16 protein-coding genes are annotated in these 18,054 nt (G+C 64.1%); 7 read left to right on the top strand and 9 right to left on the bottom strand.

What is annotated here, in order from left to right:
• Positions 1-8: 8 nt before the first annotated feature.
• Complete coding sequence (locus tag RIN79_RS12530; RefSeq protein WP_309084998.1) at positions 9-1,808, top strand: ABC transporter ATP-binding protein; 1,800 nt, start codon at positions 9-11, stop codon at positions 1,806-1,808.
• A 185-nt stretch (positions 1,809-1,993) separates the two neighbouring features.
• Here the strand turns inward: RIN79_RS12530 and RIN79_RS12525 are convergent, their stop codons facing one another.
• From RIN79_RS12525 to RIN79_RS12485, 9 genes are all read right to left on the bottom strand, one after another.
• Complete coding sequence (locus RIN79_RS12525; protein ID WP_309084997.1) at positions 1,994-4,531, bottom strand: DNA translocase FtsK; 2,538 nt, start codon at positions 4,529-4,531, stop codon at positions 1,994-1,996.
• A gap of 458 nt (positions 4,532-4,989) precedes the next feature.
• The gene (gene minE, locus RIN79_RS12520) at positions 4,990-5,253 is read right to left on the bottom strand and encodes a cell division topological specificity factor MinE (protein ID WP_309084996.1); all 264 of its coding nucleotides are present in this window, start codon (positions 5,251-5,253) and stop codon (positions 4,990-4,992) included.
• A complete protein-coding gene (gene minD / locus RIN79_RS12515; RefSeq protein WP_309084995.1) occupies positions 5,250-6,065 on the bottom strand; it encodes a septum site-determining protein MinD in 816 nt (271 codons plus the stop codon). Before minD ends, minE begins: the two co-directional genes overlap by 4 nt.
• Before the next feature lie 31 nt (positions 6,066-6,096).
• Complete coding sequence (gene minC, locus RIN79_RS12510) at positions 6,097-6,846, bottom strand: septum site-determining protein MinC (protein ID WP_309084994.1); 750 nt, start codon at positions 6,844-6,846, stop codon at positions 6,097-6,099.
• Between the two features lie 616 nt (positions 6,847-7,462).
• Complete coding sequence (locus RIN79_RS12505; protein WP_309084993.1) at positions 7,463-8,161, bottom strand: fumarylacetoacetate hydrolase family protein; 699 nt, start codon at positions 8,159-8,161, stop codon at positions 7,463-7,465.
• The gene (locus tag RIN79_RS12500) at positions 8,158-8,913 is read right to left on the bottom strand and encodes an ABC transporter permease subunit (RefSeq protein WP_309084992.1); all 756 of its coding nucleotides are present in this window, start codon (positions 8,911-8,913) and stop codon (positions 8,158-8,160) included. The genes RIN79_RS12505 and RIN79_RS12500 overlap by 4 nt, the downstream gene beginning before the upstream one ends.
• Before the next feature lie 6 nt (positions 8,914-8,919).
• Complete coding sequence (locus RIN79_RS12495; RefSeq protein ID WP_309084991.1) at positions 8,920-9,723, bottom strand: ABC transporter ATP-binding protein; 804 nt, start codon at positions 9,721-9,723, stop codon at positions 8,920-8,922.
• Between the two features lies 1 nt (position 9,724).
• Positions 9,725-10,549 carry an ABC transporter permease gene (locus RIN79_RS12490; protein WP_309084990.1) on the bottom strand — a complete coding sequence of 275 codons (825 nt, stop codon included), beginning with the start codon at positions 10,547-10,549 and terminating at the stop codon, positions 9,725-9,727.
• Positions 10,550-10,560: 11 nt separating this feature from the next.
• Positions 10,561-11,550 carry an ABC transporter substrate-binding protein gene (locus RIN79_RS12485; RefSeq protein WP_309084989.1) on the bottom strand — a complete coding sequence of 330 codons (990 nt, stop codon included), beginning with the start codon at positions 11,548-11,550 and terminating at the stop codon, positions 10,561-10,563.
• A 173-nt stretch (positions 11,551-11,723) separates the two neighbouring features.
• On the opposite strand from RIN79_RS12485, the gene RIN79_RS12480 reads away from it, so the two are divergent.
• The 6 genes from RIN79_RS12480 (at position 11,724) to RIN79_RS12455 (ending at position 17,860) form a co-directional block, all read left to right on the top strand.
• Positions 11,724-12,416, top strand: coding sequence for an FCD domain-containing protein (locus RIN79_RS12480; RefSeq protein ID WP_309084988.1), 693 nt, complete (start codon positions 11,724-11,726; stop codon positions 12,414-12,416).
• A gap of 175 nt (positions 12,417-12,591) precedes the next feature.
• Positions 12,592-13,935: an extracellular solute-binding protein gene (locus tag RIN79_RS12475; protein ID WP_309084987.1), complete on the top strand. Its 1,344-nt coding sequence runs from the start codon at positions 12,592-12,594 to the stop codon at positions 13,933-13,935.
• A gap of 71 nt (positions 13,936-14,006) precedes the next feature.
• Positions 14,007-14,891 (top strand): ABC transporter permease subunit, encoded by an 885-nt coding sequence (locus RIN79_RS12470; RefSeq protein WP_309084986.1) that lies wholly within the window; start codon positions 14,007-14,009, stop codon positions 14,889-14,891.
• Positions 14,892-14,900: 9 nt separating this feature from the next.
• Positions 14,901-15,818: an ABC transporter permease subunit gene (locus RIN79_RS12465; RefSeq protein ID WP_309084985.1), complete on the top strand. Its 918-nt coding sequence runs from the start codon at positions 14,901-14,903 to the stop codon at positions 15,816-15,818.
• A 12-nt stretch (positions 15,819-15,830) separates the two neighbouring features.
• Entirely contained in the window at positions 15,831-16,913 is a 1,083-nt protein-coding gene (locus RIN79_RS12460; RefSeq protein ID WP_309084984.1) for a sn-glycerol-3-phosphate ABC transporter ATP-binding protein UgpC, read from the top strand.
• 35 nt (positions 16,914-16,948) lie between these two features.
• Entirely contained in the window at positions 16,949-17,860 is a 912-nt protein-coding gene (locus RIN79_RS12455) for a TIM barrel protein (protein WP_309084983.1), read from the top strand.
• The last annotated feature ends 194 nt before the right edge of the window (positions 17,861-18,054 follow it).

Raw genomic sequence — 18,054 nt, 5'->3', positions numbered from 1 at the left:
CGCGCCGCATGACGGAGCAGACCCCGCCCAGCCTTCTGGAGGTGGATGGCCTGACCGTTCAGGTCGCCACACCTGCCGGCGCGCAGACGGTGGTGGATGGTCTTTCCTTCCGCTTGGCGCGCGGCAAGACGCTGTGCATCGCGGGCGAGAGCGGATCGGGCAAGTCCATGACCGCGCTCTCGCTCATGCAACTCCTGCCGAAGCCAACGGCGCGTGTGACCGCCGGTACCGCGCGCCTTGCCGGCCGTGACATCCTCGCCCTGCCCGAAGCCGAGATGCGGCGGGTGCGTGGACGCCATATCGGCATGATCTTCCAGGAGCCGATGACTTCGCTCAACCCGGTTCTCTCGATTGGCCGGCAACTGGGCGATGCCATCATCGCCCACGGCGCAGGTTCGGAAAAGGAGACCCGGCGCCGGGCGCTGGAACTCCTCGATCAGGTGCAGATCCCAGAGCCCGAGCGGCGGCTTTCGCAGTACCCTCACGAGCTTTCCGGCGGCATGCGCCAGCGCGTTGTGATCGCCATGGCGCTGGCGCAGAACCCGGAAATCCTGATCGCCGACGAGCCCACCACCGCTCTTGACGTCACCGTGCAGGCGCAGATCCTGGCGCTCATCCGCAAGCTGCAGGCCGACCGCGGCATCTCCGTCATCTTGATCACGCACGACATGGGCGTGGTGGCCGAGATGGCCGATGATGTGCTCGTCATGCAGCACGGGCGTATGGTAGAGCGCAGCCCGGTGGATGTGATCTTCTCCGCCCCGCGCGAGGAATACACGCGGCGCCTGCTCGCCGCCGTTCCCCGCCTCGGCGAGATGAAGGGAACGCTTCAGCCCAAGCGGGTGCTGGCGCGGCCGGCCGAGGCATGCCCGGCGCGGCAGGAGGATGGGCCGCTCGTCGAGGTGGAGAACCTAACGGTACGCTTCGACATCAAGGGCGGAATCCTGCAGCGGGCGGTGCGGCGCGTGCACGCGGTGGAAGGTATCTACTTCACCATCCGGCGCGGCGAGACGCTGTCGCTTGTTGGGGAATCGGGCTGCGGAAAATCCACCACCGGCAAGGCACTGCTCAACCTCATCCCTTGGCAGGGCAACATCCGCGTCGCCGGCCGCTCGACCAAGGGACTCCGCCCGACGGCTATGCGGCCCATCCTGCGCGACGTGCAGATGATCTTCCAGGACCCCTACGCCTCGCTCGACCCGCGCATGCGCGTCGGCGACCTCGTCGCCGAGCCGCTGGTCATCCATGGCCTTGCCAAGGGCAGCGAGCTCACCGACAGGGTGGCTTATCTCTTCCGCCGCGTCGGCCTGTCGCCGGAGCAGATGCGCCGCTACCCGCACGAATTCTCCGGCGGCCAGCGCCAGCGCATCTGCATCGCCCGGGCGCTCTCGCTCTCGCCCAAGCTGATCGTGGCCGATGAATCCGTGGCCGCGCTGGACGTCTCAATTCAGGCGCAGGTGCTCGACCTCCTGCAGGACATCCAGGACGAAACCGGCATCTCCTATCTCTTCATCTCGCACGACATGGCCGTGGTTGAGCAGATCAGCCACCGAGTGGCGGTGATGTATATGGGCCGCTTCGTGGAGATGGGCACGCGCGCGCAGATCTTCGAAAACCCGCAGCACCCCTACACCCGCAAGCTGATGCAAGCGGTGCCCGTGGCCGACCCCTCGCGGCCCCGCCGCGCCTTCGTGGAAAAGGCGGAAGACCTGCCTAGTCCCATCCATCCGCTGGGCTACGTGCCGCCCCGGCAGGAAGCTCGCGACATTGGCGGCGGCCACTTGGTATGGGAGACCCTCCGGGCTTAAAAAGCGCCGGTCACCGGTCAAGCGGTGTCACGATCATGCCGCGGTTAAAGGCCGGGCGAAGCCACCTGCTGACACTCGAGCGGTAGCGCGATAGACGGCAGCGCATAGCCTACCGCACATCATGCGCGATGGTACTGTCTTCACTGACAGATGTTTGCCGCGGCGCGTCTCCACAGGCCAGGGGCTCACTCGTCCTCCTGCGGGCCGGCGCGGTCGCGGTTGCCGAGGAGGATCTCGCGCTTGCCGACGTGGTTGGGCGGGCCGACAAGGCCTTCCTGCTCCATCCGCTCGATCAGCGAAGCCGCGCGGTTGTAGCCAATGCCGAGGCGACGCTGGATGTAGGAGGTGGAGCAGCGCTTGTCGCGCAGCACGACCTTGATCGCCTGGTCGTAGAGGTCGTCCCCGTCCTCGGAGGCGATTGCGCCCTTATCGAAAACGGCCCCTTCCTGTTCCGGCTCCTCTTCCTCCTCGTCCGCGGTGACGGTGTCGAGATATTCGGGGCGGCCCTGCGCCTTCAGATGCGCCACCACCTGCTCCACCTCCGCGTCCGAGACAAAGGGGCCGTGCACGCGGGAGATGCGGCCGCCGCCGGCCATGTGCAGCATGTCGCCCTGGCCGAGCAGCTGCTCCGCGCCCTGCTCGCCGAGAATCGTGCGGCTGTCGATCTTCGATGTGACCTGGAAGGAGATGCGGGTCGGGAAATTGGCCTTGATCGTGCCCGTGATGACATCGACCGAGGGGCGCTGGGTGGCCATGATGAGGTGGATGCCGGCGGCGCGCGCCATCTGCGCGAGCCGCTGGATCGCGCCCTCGATCTCCTTGCCGGCGACCATCATCAGGTCGGCCATCTCGTCGACGATTACGACGATGTAAGGCATGGGCGCGAGGTCCATTTCCTGCTCTTCGTAAATCGGCTCGCCCGTTGACCTGTCGAAGCCGGTCTGGAGAGAGATAAGCACCGGCTCGCCCTTATCGCGTGCGGCGGCAGCGCGCTGGTTGTAGCCGTCGATGTTGCGCACGCCGAGCCGCGCCATCTTGCGATAGCGATCCTCCATCTCGCGCACCGCCCATTTGAGCGCTGTCACTGCCTTTTTCGGGTCGGTGACGACCGGCGTGAGAAGATGCGGGATGCCGTCATAGACGGAGAGCTCCAGCATCTTGGGATCGACCATGATCAGCCGGCACTCCTCCGGGGCCAGCCGATAGAGCAGCGACAGGATCATGGTGTTGATGGCAACGGATTTACCGGAGCCGGTGGTGCCCGCGACCAGCAGATGCGGCATCTTGGCCAGCTCGGCGATCACCGGCTCGCCGCCGATCGTCTTGCCCAGACAGAGCGCCAGTTTCCAGCCAGAGCGGCGGAAATCGCTCGATTCGATCAGCTCGCGCAGATAGACCGTCTCGCGCTCCGCATTGGGCAACTCGATGCCGATGACGTTGCGACCTGGGATGACCGCGACGCGGGCCGAGATCGCCGACATGGAGCGGGCGATGTCGTCAGCGAGGTTGATGACGCGGGAGGATTTTACGCCAGGCGCCGGCTCGAACTCATAGAGCGTGACCACGGGGCCAGGCCGCACATGGATGATCTCGCCGCGCACGCCGAAATCCTCCAGCACGCTTTCCAGCAGCCCGGCATTCTGCTCCAGCTGCTCCTGCGACATGTAGACACCCCGGCCCTGGGGCGGCTCCTGCAAAAGGGCCTCCGGGGGAAATTCGTAGGCCCCTTCCGCAGGGATCTGCTCTGCAACAGGCCGGAAAGGCCTGGTCCGATGCGCGGGGCGGCGTGTCACGGGCGGGGGCTGCAGCTCCGCTGTTATTGCCGCCTCTTCAGGTAGGTTGACCCCCGCCTCCGGCGCAGGGGCGGGCCCGGGAGCAGGAGAGGCGGCCTTGGGCTCCGCTCTCGAGGTCGGCACCACGGGGCGGCACTCGATGACGCGGAAATGCGCCGTGATCTCGTCTGTAGGCCCGAGAGGGCCTGCAACGGCAGTCGCCGCCACCGGCGGGTTCACCGGCCTCGCAGAGGCGTCCGGAGCGTTTACTGTCGCCAAGGTGTCCATCAGCCCGACTGGCATGGCCTCAAAGAAGGCGTGGTCCGAGAGGTGAGACCATGGTGCATTCCGCTCACCGGGGCGCGCCGGTCGCTCGGAATCGGTCGGGGAAGCGGCTTCCGGCGGCGGGAGTACGCGGGACTGCGGAGCAGGCGCAGGAGCATGGCGCGATTGAACTGGAGGCGGTGCGGCATTCTGCGTAATCCCGGCTGCGGGAGGTCTCCCACCCGCGTCCAACGGCTCGCCCTGCCCCTCCCCGTTAGGATCGGACGACGAGCGCTGCTTCTTGATGAAAGTGTCGGGCGTGCGGGTGAAGCGCACATTGGGGGCAAGGAAGAAGTAGTTCTGCAGCGGCTTACCGTCCGCGTCCTTTTCGTTCTCAAGATTGGCGGGATGAGGCTGCGCCGGCGCAACACTTTTAGCCTGCTTGCTGCGGGTCACCGCATCCCGCAGGGCACGCTTGGCCGTCCCCGGCTGGGCCGCGATGCCGCTCACCGCCTGCTGGGCCGCGCCGCTTTGCTGAAGGGACCGAGAGGGAGCGGAGCGGTGCTCACTTGCCGGACGAGCAGGGCGCGGGCCATCTTCAACACCAGGTCCGGGGTGGTGGAATCGTTCTGTCCGACGACTGTCCTGCGGGCCGGCCGCCGAAAGGTTTGTACGTGAAAAACGCATGGTTTGCCGGAAGCTCGAGAGTAGCCTGAGTGCCCTTCCGGCAATAGAAAATGAAGGTTAACAGCTTCCCTTACGCAGCCGACGATCTCGCTAAAAAAATCGATGCCACCGGACGGCCGCGGGGGTTGAGAGGGCGAGCATGCGCGAGGTGCGGATGCTGGACCGCCGCGGGCGGATGGATAGGTACGTAGACCGCTTGCCCAGCCACCGTCGGCCGCATGCCTGATCAGTTGCTTCGCGGGCCGGGCCGGTCCTGCGCGCCCGCGGCCTCCTCGCAGAGCTGCCGTGCCTGGCCAAGGCTTCGTTGGATAGGAGCGCGCTGACGGTGGTGATGTCGCGCTTTTGGAATTTCGGCATCTGTTGGAGTTGCTTGAGCCGTTCGAGAAGAGCGACGCGGGTCATGACATCTCCTTTACGGAAGGCGGCGGCAGGAGCCGCCGCTTCGCGGGCGGCCTTTCTCAAGCTGCCTTTGCACCGGTGTCGAGCGGGATCTCCAGATCGACCGCTAGGGTCGAGACCTTCGCGCCCCGCTCCATCTTCACATTGACCTTGTCGCGGTCGATCTGCACATGCTTGGCAATGACGGCCAGGATCTCCTCGCGCAGGAGCGTCACCAGGTCGGAATTGCCCACCGACGCCCGTTCGTGGGCCAGAAGCACCTGCAGGCGCTCACGCGCCACCGGGGCTGAAGCCTGCTTTGCAAAGATGCGGAATATCTTCATGCCGCCCTCCGTCCGAATATCTTGCCGAGCAGGCTGCGCTTTTCACCGGGTATGGTGATCGGCACGGTCTCGCCGGTAAGGCGGCGGACGGCGTCCAGATAGGCAACAGCCGGCGCGCTGCGGCTGTCGGCCAGGGTAACCGGCGCGCCGACATTGGAGGCGCGCAGGACGTCCATGCTCTCTGGTATGATGCCGAGCAGCGGGATGGACAGGATCTCCAGCACATCGTCCACCTTCAGCATGTCGCCGCGCTCTGCCCGGTTGGGATCGTAGCGGGTGAGGAGCAGGTGCTTTTCGACTCGCTCGCCCCGCTCTGCCTTGGCGGTCTTGGCATCGAGCAGGCCGATGATTCGGTCGGAGTCCCGCACTGAGGAGACTTCCGGGTTGGTCACGACCACAGCCACATCGGCGTGACGCATGGCCAGGGTCGCGCCCCGCTCGATGCCGGCCGGGCTATCGCAGATGACCCAGTCAAAGGCCTTCCTCAAGGCGCCGATCACCCGTTCGACCCCTTCCTCCGTCAGATTGTCCTTGTCCCGGGTCTGCGAGGCGGGCAGCAGGTAGAGCGTTTCGACGCGCTTGTCGCGGATCAGCGCCTGCGACAGCTTGGCATCGCCCTGTATGACATTGACGAGGTCATAGACGACCCGACGCTCGGCACCCATGACGAGATCGAGATTGCGCAGCCCCACGTCGAAATCCACCACGACCACCTTGTCGCCCCGCAAGGCCAGCGCGGCACCGAGCGCGGCCGACGAGGTCGTCTTGCCGACGCCGCCCTTGCCCGATGTGACCACGATTACTTTTCCCATTTCCCTCTCCTATCTATGGCCGCCCGCCGGCTCAAATGAGTGTTTCAGCCCTGATCGCATCGCCTTCGAGCCAGAGCTGGACAGCCCGGCCGCGAAGTTGAGGCTCCATGTCCTCGGCAGTCTTGTAGTAGCCGTCGATCGCAAGCAGCTCCGCTTCCAACTTGCGGCAGAAGATACGCGCCGACGAATTGCCCATGGAGCCCGCCATCGCCCGCCCGCGCAGCGCGCCGTAGACATGAATGGAGCCGCCGGCGACAACCTCCGCGCCCGATGCGACCGAGCCGATGATGGTCACGTCGCCCTCCGGGAAGGAGACGGACTGTCCGGAGCGCACGGGCTGGTTGACGATGATGGAAGGAATGGCCCTCGCCACCTGCGGATCCGGATGATGGGCGGACGCGGCAGCAGCGCCCTTGCCGGCCTGCGCTTCGGCCGCGCTTTCCGCGTCCGGAGCCTCGAAATCAGGGGCGGGTCGCCCGCCAGCCATGGCGGGCGGCATATCAAATCCCAGTAGCGACGCCCGCGCGCCCTCGATGCCCATGATTCGCACGCTGCGCTTGTCGAGTGCGCCGAGCAGTTCCTTCAATGTCGGCCGGTCGATATCGAGACCGTCAATATCGAGCACCACTGGCCGCCGCAGGAAAAAACCAGCCGAGCGCGCCGCCAGATCATCGAGCCGCTGCAGCCACCCGTCCAGAGGCAGCTCCGGCGTGAGCACCAGCGTGAGGAAGGAGCGACCTTTGAGGCGGATCGGTCGAGTCTCGGTTAACGCTTCGGTCATTTTCGTTAATTTTCCCTTTCCCGGGTCTAGGCGTGGTATGGTTAACGAATAGTTAACGCGACGCCCCCAGCGAGAGGCTGGGGTGGGATCTCTGCCGGAAAACCGCGGCCGGTACGCACAACATGGAGGCACCGGCGCTCGGCCGCTGCGCCCGGCCAGGATATCGCGCCCCGCCCGGGTTCAGAAATGCCGGGCCGGACCGAATCGCCGGCAACACTTACACATGATACGCAGACATACGCGACAGGTCCGCTCTTTTGAGCGCGCAGCGCGTTGAAGCCGGGCGTGTGTTAGGCGCTGCCGTAGGCTCTAAGGGGGAGCGTCCGCCACTACCAAGCCATGGATGTGGAAGGGCGGTATGATACGAGGCGTCGGTGAGTTCTAGGTGATGCCGAACGTGCCGTGCCGAATCGGCAAGATCGGCATGGTTGAGCGGCAGAAGCGGCCGGCAGGGTCCGATAGGCTGAGTTTAGGGGGTGTGGCGGCAGCGGCGACGGAGGGAAAAGCGGTCGCCATCTCCGGCGCGTTGGGCAGAACGATAGCGACCCGGTGCCCGCGGCCGAGGCCCGAGGCAATTGCCGAGGCTTCGTCAGCCCCAGCGGTCACCCATCCCCTGTCAGACAACCCGCACCTCGATATCGCCCACGCCGTCCACGTGCCCCCTGAGCACGTCCCCGCGCTTCACTGCGCCAACACCGGAGGGCGTACCGGACAGGATGATGTCGCCCGGCTTCAGCGTGAAGAGGCCGGAAAGGTAGCTGATCATCTCCGGCACCTTCCAGATCATCTGGTTGAGGTCGCCGGTCTGCTTCCGCTCGCCATTGACGTCGAGCCAGATGGCGCCGTCTTTGGGGTGGCCGATCCTTTCGGCGGGCACGAGCGCGGAGCATGGGGCGGAGGCTTCGAAAGCCTTACCGACCTCCCATGGACGACCCATGTCCTTGGCGACGCCCTGCAGGTCGCGCCGCGTCATGTCGAGCGCCACGCCATAGCCATAGACGCAGTCGAGCGCCCGTTCGACCGGAATATCCTTGCCGCCACTCTTCAGCGCGACCACCATCTCGATCTCGTGGTGGACGTCATTCGAGGCCGGCGGGTAAGGGAAGTTGCCGTCGGTGACGAGGTTGTCCGGGTTCTTCTGGAAGAAGAAGGGCGGCTCCTTGTTCGGGTCATGCCCCATCTCCACCGCATGCGCCGCGTAGTTGCGGCCCACACAATAGACCCGACGCACGGGAAACAGCTTGTCCGACCCGGCCACGGGCAGCGTCGGGATGGCGGTGGGCTCGATGACATAGGCCGGGGCCGCGATGTTCATTGTCTTGCTCCTGCGTAATATTCGACTTTGGCTTCCACCCGCTCGATCAGCTCGGCCATGAGCATAGCGAAGGCGAAAAGGATGATGGTGAGGGCCCAGAATTCGGCCATGCGGAAGTTGCGCGAGAAGGTTTCGAAGAGCGCGCCGTAGCCGACGATTGCCACGAGGAGCTGGCCGATCACAACGCCCTTGACGCCGCGGATGAGGCCGAGGCGAATGCCGGCGAGGATCTCTGGAAGTGCCGCCCACAGGATGATCTTGCCGTAGAGCGCCGGCTGCGAGGCGCCGTAGGAGCGCGCCATCTCCATAAGCGAGGGCGAAATGTGGCGCACGCCTGCGCGCGTGTCCAGCACGATGATCCAGATCGCGAAGAGGAAGACCGCTGCGATTATGGTCTTCTCGCCGAAGCCGAAGAGGATCATGAGCACGGGCACCAGGGCCGAAAGGGGCGCGCTGGAGAAGATGTTCACCCACATGCCCAGGAGATCGTCGGCAAGCTTCACCCGGCCCATGAGGATGCCAAGAGGCACGCCGCAGAGGATTGCGAGCACCATCCCGATCGCAAAGGCGCGCAGCGTGGTGACCGTGGCGCTCTGCCATGAGGCTGTCTGCACCAGTTGGACGGCGGCTGCGAGCACGTCCGAAAAGGGCGGGAGAATGAAGATGAGCCCCGTCCTGCCCAGAACCTCCCAGACGAGGCACCACACGACGAGCGATGCCATCATGGGGATGCGATAACCTAAGATGGTCATGGCCGGTCACTCCACATATTGCTTGAGCCCCTGCCAGATCTCCTCGACCGTATCGAGATAGTGCTTGTCGCGATGGATACGGTCGGGGTCGCCCGAGCGGTCGATCTCCGGCTCGATAATGCGTGAGACACGGCCAGGCCGCGGCGAAAGCAGCACGATCCGGTCGGAGATGTAGACCGCCTCCTCGATGGAATGGGTGACGAAGATGAAGGTCTTGTTTTCCTGCGTGCGCAGGCGGATCAAGTCCTCCTGGAACTTCCGCCGGTTCTGCTCGTCGACGGCCGAAAAGGGTTCGTCGAGCAGAAGCACCTCGGCATCGACCGAGAGCGCGCGGGCGAGCCCGACGCGCTGGCGCATGCCGCCCGAAAGTTCGTGCGGGTATTTGTCCTCGAAGCCGGCGAGGCCGACCTGGGCGATATAGCGCCGGGCGATTTCCTCGCGCTCCGCCCTTGCCCTTCTCCGCAGCTCCAGGCCGAAGGCCACGTTGCGCAGAACGGTCGCCCAGGGCATCAGCGCGAAATCCTGGAAGACAAAGGCGCGCTCGGGACCGGGCCCTTTCACAGGCTTTCCGTCAATGGTGACGGTGCCCGCATCGGCCTCGATCAGCCCTGCGATGATCTTCAGGAGCGTGGTCTTGCCGCAGCCGCTGGGGCCGAGCAGCGAGGTGAGCTTGCCGCGCGGGAAGTCGAGGTCCACGCCCCGCAGTGCTTCCACATTGCCGTAGGTCTTGCAAATGCCCCTCACCTCGACGATCGCGTCGTTCGGTGCTGAGACGGGCGCGGGTTTGTTTCGCAGTGCTGTGGCGCCCATGTCAGCGTCCCCTCTTCTCGGGCCTGAAGACGCGCACCTCCACCCACTGCAGGAAGACGAGAGTGAGGGTGGAAAGCGCGATGATTGAAGCGATGGTTGCGTACATCTCGGCGTAGTCGGCGCGGGAGCGGTGGAAGGTGATGACGTCGCCGATGCCGGTCGGCGTGATCAGAAGCTCGGCGAGCACGACGCCCACAAAGCCGGCCGCCACGCCGAGGCGCAGGCCGGCGAAGATGACTGGGCTCGCATCCGGAAGGATGATCTTGGAAATGCTCTGCCAGCGCGTGCCCAGGAAGGAGCGGCACATTGACAGAAGCGATCCGTTGACGTTGCGCACGGCCTTGTAGGTGTTGAGCACGATGACCGGCAGCGCCAGGATCATGACCGCGAGCACCTTTGCCGTCATGCCGATGCCGTAGACGAAGGTGACGAGCGGAATGAAGGCCGCGACAGGCGCCGACTGGAGGACGATGAAGACCGGGACGATCAGCCATTCTCCCGTGCGCGAGAGGCCGCAGATCGTGCCGATGCCGACGCCCAGGAAGGCAGAGAGCACGACACCGACGACGAGCGGCTGCAGCGTCGAAAGATAAGCAGAGGGCAGGCTGCCGTCGGCGAGCAGGCCGAAAAAGGCGACAAGCGTGTCGGAGAAGGTTGGGAAGGCAAAGCTCACCGGAATGAGCCCTGCGATCTCCCAGATGGCGGCGAAAAGGGCGATGGAGATGAGGCGGAGAAGAATGGGGCGGTCCTGCCACCCCACCGCATCGCGCCGTAGAGGCAAAGCGAGCCCCCCTGCCTCCCCCTCAAGTCTGATGTTGGTCGCCATCAGCCGCGCGCCTATTTCTTGCCGAGCTTGGCGAGCGCCCGGTCGAGCGCCGCCAGATGCCAGAAGTCCTCGACTTTCAGGGAGGCTGGGTCGCCCTCCAGCTGTCCGGAGAGGCTGAAGAACGCGAAATCGTCGGCCGCCGCTTCCGCTCCGCCGCCATTGAGCGCCAGCGCTCCTGCCTCCGCGGTCTCTTTGTAATATTCCTCGATTTCCTTGTCGGCTTCGGCGCCGAGGTCAGGCAGGAGCTTGTATTTATTGCGCAGCTCGACCGCGGCGGCCGGATTCTCGGTGATTTCGCGACCGGTCTTAAGCAGTTCCTCCACCAACATGTCGACATCGGCCGCGTTGTTCTCCAGATACTCGACGGTGGCAAAGACAGCTTCGTCCGAAGCGCCGAGGTCCTCGACCGGAAGGACGATGAACTTTCCAGGCGCCTCGGCTTCCAGCGCGCGGCGATTGGCGGCGTCGACGATCGAGGCCTTGAGCGTGCCCTGCAGAAGCGCGTTGCGGCGGACCTCGGAACCCGGGACATAGCTGATATTGCCGAGCTTTATCCCGTGCTTTTCGGCCATCATGACCATGACGGCCTCCGTGCCGGAGCCGCGCGCCTGCACGGCCACCTCCTGGCCGTCGAGATCCTTCCAGTCCTTGTAGAACTCGCTGTTGACGACGGGGAAGAAGCGCAGCGTGGAAATCTGGGCAAAGATGCGGATCGGCACCCCGACCTTCTGGATGAGTGTGTAGGGCGCGCCGATGCCGACATCGGCCTGGCCGCCGACGATGGCCTGCGCAGCGAGATCCTCATCATTGAGCACGATTAGCTCGACATTGACGCCGCGCTCCTTGGCGCGCTCGATGGCGGCGAGCGTCTGGATCGACTCGATGCCCGGAAGGTCGCCGAAGGCGATCCTCATATCCCCCGCTTCCGCCTCGGCAGAAACGCTTCCCACCACGGCAGCAATAGCGCCAGCAAGTACGGCACGTTTGAACATCATGGTCATGGTATCTCCTCCCTATAACCAATCTTCAAAATGGTTAGGCTTCCGAACAGCATTGGTCAAGCGGCAAATCTGAAGCAAGTGCCTCGCAGGGCGAAAACCGTGGTGAGATTGACGAAGCGGCTGGTTGCGTCTAGAGGCAGATGAGGAAAATCACGTGGCGATTGGTTAAACCAATGGACAGGTTGGGAAGCGGCGGCCACGCTGCCTTGGTGCAGCTACAGGCGTATTTGGCGCAGATGGACCTGTCGGGCGAAACGCGGCTGCCGCCAGAACGCGAGCTGTGCGAGGGCCTGGGTGTCTCGCGCGGTGACCTGCGCAAGGCGCTCGCGGTGCTGGAGAAGGACGGGCGCATTTGGCGCCATGTCGGCAAAGGCACGTTCGTGGGCAGCGGCCCCGTCGAGGAGACGATCGGCATTTCCGAGATTGCCGGCCGCACCAGCCCCGCCGACGTGATGCGGGCGCGGCTCATCATCGAGCCGGAGATCGCGCGGGAGGCGGCGCTGCACGCCACGCTCGATGATATCGCCACCATGCGGCAGTCGATGGCACAGACGCGCGCGGCGGAGACCTGGCGCCAATACGAGAATTTCGACAACCTCCTGCACCGGCAGATTGCGCAGGCAAGCCGAAACAGCGTGCTGCTTGGTCTCTTCGACGTGCTCAATGCCGTACGCCGGACAGTTGTGTGGGGCCGCCTGCGCTCGGAAGGCGCGCGGCCGCCGGATGACCATCACAGCTTTGAGGACCACGAGCGCATCGTGCAGGCAATTGCCGAGCGCGACCTTTCCGGCGCCGCGACGGCGATGCGCCTGCATCTCCAGCAGGTGGAACGGCGGCTGATCCCGATGAGAGAAGCCGCAGAGTAGTGCGATCAGCGCGGCTGGTGCTGCGGCACCCGCTGCGCTTCGCGCGGCTGGCAGCGTGCCTCATCCACAAATGTCATCCGAGCTTCATCTGGACGTGAAGCAAACGTCATCTTCGCCCGCTAGTGGGTGCCTGCCTCGAAGGGAAGGCGTTCACGTCCACACGGGAGAACGGCAGATGACATTTACCAGGCTGCTCGCTGCGGCCCTAGCAGCAAGCGTTTCGGCGCTCACCGCATCACCGGCCTTTGCGGCCTCCACCAAGTTCGAATTCTGGTACGGCCTGAGCGGCGATCTCGGCGAACGGGTCCAGGAGATGTGCAAGCGCTTCAACGACTCCCAGAACGAGTACGAGATCGTCTGCGTCGGCCATGACACCTATGAGGCGACCCTCCAGAACACGATCGCCGCTTTCCGCGCCAACAAGCAGCCGGCCATTGCCCAGATCTATGACGGCGGGACGCTGGACCTGATGCTTTCGGGTGCCTATGTGCCGGCGCGCGAGCTGATGGAGAAGAATGGGCACCAGATCGACTGGAGCAATTACTTCTCCGGCATCGCCAGCTACTATTCGACCAGCCAGGGAGAGCTGCTCTCCTTCCCCTTCAACTCTTCGACGGCGATGATCTATTACAACACGGACGCGCTGAAGAAGGTCGGCTTCGAAGGCCTGCCGGAGACCTGGGAAGAAGTGGAACAGGTCGCGCGCGCCATGAAGGGCGCCGGCTATGACTGCCCGATCGCTTTCGATCCCACCGGTGTCTGGCAGTGGTTCGAGCAATTCTCCGCCATCCATAACCAGCCGATCGCGACCAAGGGCAACGGCTATGAGGGCCTCGATGCCGAGGTGGTGTTCAACAAGACAAAATTCGTCGACCAGCTCACCTGGCTGAAGAAGCTGCATGACGAAGGCCTGTTGGTCCACAAGAGCAAGGCGACGGGCGAGACGTCGAACGCTGCCTTCGTCAACGCCAAGTGCCAGATCGTGAGCAGCTCGATCGCCGACCACGGCACCTTCGCCAAGCAGGCGGTCGAAGGCATGAACTGGGAAGTGGCGATGCTGCCCATCTGGGCCGGCACCGAGCGGAAGAACTCGCTGGTGGGCGGCGCGTCGCTCTGGACGCTCAAGGGCAAATCGGACGAGGAATACAAGGGCGCGGCCGCCTTCTACAACTTCATCGCCCAGCCGGACCAGGTGGAATGGTGGTCCACCGTCACCGGTTACATTCCGGTCACCAATACCGGCTTCCAGGCGATGAAGGCCAAGGGCTTCTATGACAAGGCTCCTTACAAGGGCCGCGAGCTAGCGATCGAGAGCCTGACCTACACACCGCCGACGGAATATACGCGCGGCATCCGTCTCGGCAACTTCACCGCCATCCGCAAGGAGATGGGGGACACGATCCAGCAGGTGCTGTTCCAGAACGTGCCTGTGCAGGAGGCATTGGACGGCGCTGCCGAACGCAGCAACGCGGTGCTGCGCCGTTTTGAGAAGACCTATCAGGGCGCTCAGCTGAACTAGCGAAGATGGGGTATGGCTGCATTCCCGCCCATGCCCCTCGCTCATCATCGAACGTTCGGGACCGCAGCCCTATGGAACGACGCGCATACTACCGGAACCGGCTCTTGCCCTGGCTGCTGATCGCGCCACAGCTCATCTTGATCTTCGTCTTCTTCTACTGGCCGGCCTCGCAGGCGCTCTATTGGGCCTTCACGCTGGAACAGGCCTGGGGCGGAGGCAATGTCTGGGTGGGTTTCGATAATTTTCGCCAGGTATTTGGCGACGCCAGGTACTGGAACACGGTTATGCGCAGCGGCCTCTACGCGCTCGCGGCGACCGGCATTTCCATGACCCTGGCGCTCGTCCTCGCGCTCTTTGTCGACCGGTCTTTGCGTGGCACTAAGATATTCCAAGACGTGTATATCTGGCCCTACGCAATTGCGGCGCCGGCGGCGGGCGTGGCCTTCCGGTTCATCTTCTCGCCCGAGGCCGGCCTTGTCGGAACGCTCAACGGAATGTGGCCCGGCATCTGGAATCCGGCGACCAACGGCGCTCATGCCCTGCTGATGGTCATCGTCTGCCATGCCTGGCTCGGCATCGGCTACAATTTCATCTTCTTCCTCGCCGCCCTGCAGATGATCCCGCGCTCGATGTTCGAGGCAGGCGCCATGGACGGCGCCGGCCCGGCGCGACGCATGATCGACCTGCAGCTGCCGCTGATAGCTCCCACCACCTTCTTCCTTCTGATCATGAACATCATCTCGAGCTTCACCGACAGCTTCGGGCTGATCGACGTGATGACTGAGGGCGGTCCTGTCGGAAGCACGGAGGTGATGGTCTACAAGATCTATTTCGACGGGTTCAGGGGCCTCGATTATTCGGGGGCCGCCGCTCAGAGCATCGTGCTCATGCTGCTCGTGATGGCGCTCACTTTCGTCCAGTTCAAATGGATCGAGCGGCGGATCCACTACGCGTAGGAGAAGACGATGATCGAGCGCTCCCCCCTCTTCAACGCGATCAGCTATGCGATGATGGTGATCGGCTTTCTCATCGTCGTCACCCCCTTCTGGGTCGTCCTGGTGGCCGCTTCGCAGTCGCTTTCCGAGATCGCCCGGGTGCCGATGAGCCTCTGGCCGAGCGCCCACCTTTGGGAGAACATTGAGGCTGCTTGGAACCGGGCGGATCTGGGTCCGAAACTGCTGAACAGCCTGATCGTGGCGCTGGGCGTGACCTTCGGCAAGATCACCATTGCCGCCCTTTCCGCCTTCTCGATCGTCTTCTTCAACTATCGGGCGCGGATGGTCTGTTTCTGGATGATCTTCGTCACCTTGATGCTGCCGCTGGAAGTGCGAATCGTGCCGACCTACTCGATCGCCGCCAACGCGCTCTCGCCCTTTCAGACCCTGCTCGATACGCTGGGCCTGACGGGCCTCATCTCAGCGCTCACTGGTGTGGAAGTGAGCCTCAACTGGAACCTCCTCAACTCCTATACCGGGCTGATCCTGCCGCTGGTGGCCACGGCGACCGGCACCTTCCTCTACCGCCAGTTCTTCATGACCGTGCCCGACGAACTGGTAGAGGCCTCGAAGATGGACGGCTCCGGGCCGATGCGCTTCTTTTTCGACGTACTCATCCCGCTTTCCCGGACCAACATGCTGGCGCTCGCCACCATCATGTTCGTGTCGTCCTGGAACCAGTATTTATGGCCGCTCCTGGTCACTACGGACCGTGAGAACTACGGCACGGTGGTGATGCAGTTGAAGGCGCTGATCCCGGCCCAGAACGGCACGCCGGACTGGAACGTCACCATGGCGGGTGCCTTGATCATCATGCTGCCGCCGCTCGTCATCGTTGCGCTTGCGCAGCGCTGGTTCGTGCGCGGCCTCATCTCCCGCGACAAGTGAATGGATCGAAAAATGGCTGCTATCACGCTGAAGTCCGTCAAGAAGAACTACGGCAAAACGCCGGTGATCCACGGTGTGAACGTGGAGATCGAGGCTGGAGAGTTCATCGTCATCCTCGGCCCGTCGGGCTGCGGCAAGTCCACGCTTCTGCGCATGATCGCCGGCCTGGAGGAAGTCACCGCAGGCGAGATCCATATCGGCGATCGGCTTGTGAACCAGGTGGAGCCGCGTGACCGAGGCTGCGCCATGGTGTTCCAGAACTACGCGCTCTATCCGCACATGACGGTGGCGCAGAATATCGGCTATTCGCTGAAAGTGGCCGGCGTGCCGCGGGCGCAGCGCGACGAGCGTGTCCGCGCCGTGGCGAAGTCCGTCGGCCTTGAAGATTATCTCGACCGGCGACCGGGACAGCTTTCGGGCGGACAGCGGCAGCGCGTGGCCATGGCGCGCGCAATGGTGCGCGAGCCCAAGGTTTTCCTGTTCGACGAGCCATTCTCCAATCTCGATGCCAAGCTTCGCGTCGCCATGCGGGCAGAGGTGCGCAGGCTCCATCGCGACCTCGGCGTCACCTCGGTCTTCGTCACCCACGACCAGACGGAGGCCATGACGCTCGCGGACCGGCTCATCATTATGAATGCCGGACGCGTTGAGCAGATCGGAAAGCCGTCGGAGGTCTACAACCGTCCGGCCAGCCGCTTCGTAGCGGACTTCATCGGCTCACCAGCCATGAACCTCATCGAAGGCATGTTCGATGAGCAGGGCCACTTCGTCTATGGCCGCGGCGGCCGGCTTGCCGCCGAGCCCCTCAACGGCCAGCGCAGGCCAGGGCGCAAACTCGTGCTTGGCGTACGCCCGGAAGCCGTGCGCCGGACGAACGAGCAAAAGCCGGGGGCAATTCCGGCTCTGGTGGAGTATATCGAGGAGCTCGGCGCTGCTCGGCTCATCCATGCCGATGCAAGCGGAACGCGCATCGTCGCCGTCGAGACCGAGAATGTCGATATCCCTTCCGGCGCTCCGGTGCACCTGGAATTCAACGACGATGCCCTGCACGTCTTCTCAGCAGAGGACGGCCGCCGCATCGACGCGCATGCGTGAATTCAAGAATTCCCAGCTCAATCGAGGAGAAGAAGATGAGCAATATTACGGGTGTCGGCTTTACCGCAGGGTCGGTGGACGGAGAACTGGAAAGTTTTGAATCGGACCTGCGCTATTTGGCCGAGATTGGGGTCGATACGGTCGAACTCGGCCTGACCAGCCTTGATGTCGTTGCCGGCGGCCGCATCGTCGAAGAGCGCGCCGAGACGCTCGTGGCGCTCACCAAGAAATACCCCTTCCGTTACACGGTGCACGGGCTCGTCTCCTCGAACTTCATGGATCCTGTTACGGTGCGCTACCAGCTCGCCGCCGCCAAGGCTCTGGTCGAGCTTTGCGACCGCGTCGATGCGCGCGTCATCGTGCAACATAGCGGCTTCCTGCGCGCCGATCAGGTCGCCGACCGCGCCGAGGCGGAGAAGCGCGAACGGGACGCTCTCTTCGAGCTCGCCGAATTCGCAAGGCCCTATGGCGTTCGGATTGCACTGGAAAACATCTTCACCACCGATTTCGGCCAATATCGGCAGACGCCCACCGAGGTGGCGGCGACGGTGAAGGCGGTGAACCATCCCAATCTGGTCGCGCTCATCGATTTCAGCCACGCCTATATCGAGAGCACCTTCCGCGGGCTCGACTTCCAAGCGGAGTTGCGCGCCATGGCGCCCGTCACAGGCCATCTCCATGTGCACGATTCCTTCGGCCTGCCGACCGGCCATTCGAAATTCCACTACCCGCAGGAAGCGACCGCGCTGGGGCTGGGGGATCTGCACATGCCGCTTGGTTGGGGGAACATTGCCTGGGACGACATCTTTGCCGAGCTCGATTTCCTGCCCGATACCGTGCTCATGATGGAGATTGGCCGGCGCTACCGCCGGGAACTGCCCGCAAGCCTCGCCAAGGCGCGGGAACTTGCTTCGCTGAGGCCTGTCACGTTGCGGGCGGCCGAATAGGCAGCATCGGAGAGCGCACTGGCGCGGATTGTTACCTGCGTGGAACGCTGCATGCCGGAAAAGGGCGGCGTGACGTCACCGCTGCCGCCCAATTCACCTCATTCTGCGTGCTGGCTACAAAGCTGGCCACGAGGTGCGGCTGATGCCGCCAACCTACTTCAACCTCTCTGTGAAGCGAGCAAGACGAAGGCCAA

This window comes from Chelativorans sp. (assembly GCF_031180965.1).
Lineage (GTDB): Bacteria > Pseudomonadota > Alphaproteobacteria > Rhizobiales > Rhizobiaceae > Chelativorans.
The sequence above is the reverse complement of the archived record's forward strand: the minus strand, read 5'-3'. Positions and strand labels throughout refer to the sequence as shown.

Coding starts and splice junctions, on each gene's coding strand:
- RIN79_RS12530 (WP_309084998.1), top strand. CDS start 9: ATGACGGAGCAGACCCCGCCCAGCCTTCTGGAGGTGGATGGCCTGACC.
- RIN79_RS12490 (WP_309084990.1), bottom strand. CDS start 10,549: ATGGCGACCAACATCAGACTTGAGGGGGAGGCAGGGGGGCTCGCTTTG.
- RIN79_RS12485 (WP_309084989.1), bottom strand. CDS start 11,550: ATGACCATGATGTTCAAACGTGCCGTACTTGCTGGCGCTATTGCTGCC.
- minC (WP_309084994.1), bottom strand. CDS start 6,846: ATGACCGAAGCGTTAACCGAGACTCGACCGATCCGCCTCAAAGGTCGC.
- RIN79_RS12500 (WP_309084992.1), bottom strand. CDS start 8,913: ATGACCATCTTAGGTTATCGCATCCCCATGATGGCATCGCTCGTCGTG.
- RIN79_RS12475 (WP_309084987.1), top strand. CDS start 12,592: ATGACATTTACCAGGCTGCTCGCTGCGGCCCTAGCAGCAAGCGTTTCG.
- RIN79_RS12460 (WP_309084984.1), top strand. CDS start 15,831: ATGGCTGCTATCACGCTGAAGTCCGTCAAGAAGAACTACGGCAAAACG.
- RIN79_RS12470 (WP_309084986.1), top strand. CDS start 14,007: ATGGAACGACGCGCATACTACCGGAACCGGCTCTTGCCCTGGCTGCTG.
- RIN79_RS12525 (WP_309084997.1), bottom strand. CDS start 4,531: ATGCGTTTTTCACGTACAAACCTTTCGGCGGCCGGCCCGCAGGACAGT.
- RIN79_RS12480 (WP_309084988.1), top strand. CDS start 11,724: ATGGACAGGTTGGGAAGCGGCGGCCACGCTGCCTTGGTGCAGCTACAG.
- RIN79_RS12465 (WP_309084985.1), top strand. CDS start 14,901: ATGATCGAGCGCTCCCCCCTCTTCAACGCGATCAGCTATGCGATGATG.
- RIN79_RS12505 (WP_309084993.1), bottom strand. CDS start 8,161: ATGAACATCGCGGCCCCGGCCTATGTCATCGAGCCCACCGCCATCCCG.
- RIN79_RS12495 (WP_309084991.1), bottom strand. CDS start 9,723: ATGGGCGCCACAGCACTGCGAAACAAACCCGCGCCCGTCTCAGCACCG.
- RIN79_RS12455 (WP_309084983.1), top strand. CDS start 16,949: ATGAGCAATATTACGGGTGTCGGCTTTACCGCAGGGTCGGTGGACGGA.
- minD (WP_309084995.1), bottom strand. CDS start 6,065: ATGGGAAAAGTAATCGTGGTCACATCGGGCAAGGGCGGCGTCGGCAAG.
- minE (WP_309084996.1), bottom strand. CDS start 5,253: ATGAAGATATTCCGCATCTTTGCAAAGCAGGCTTCAGCCCCGGTGGCG.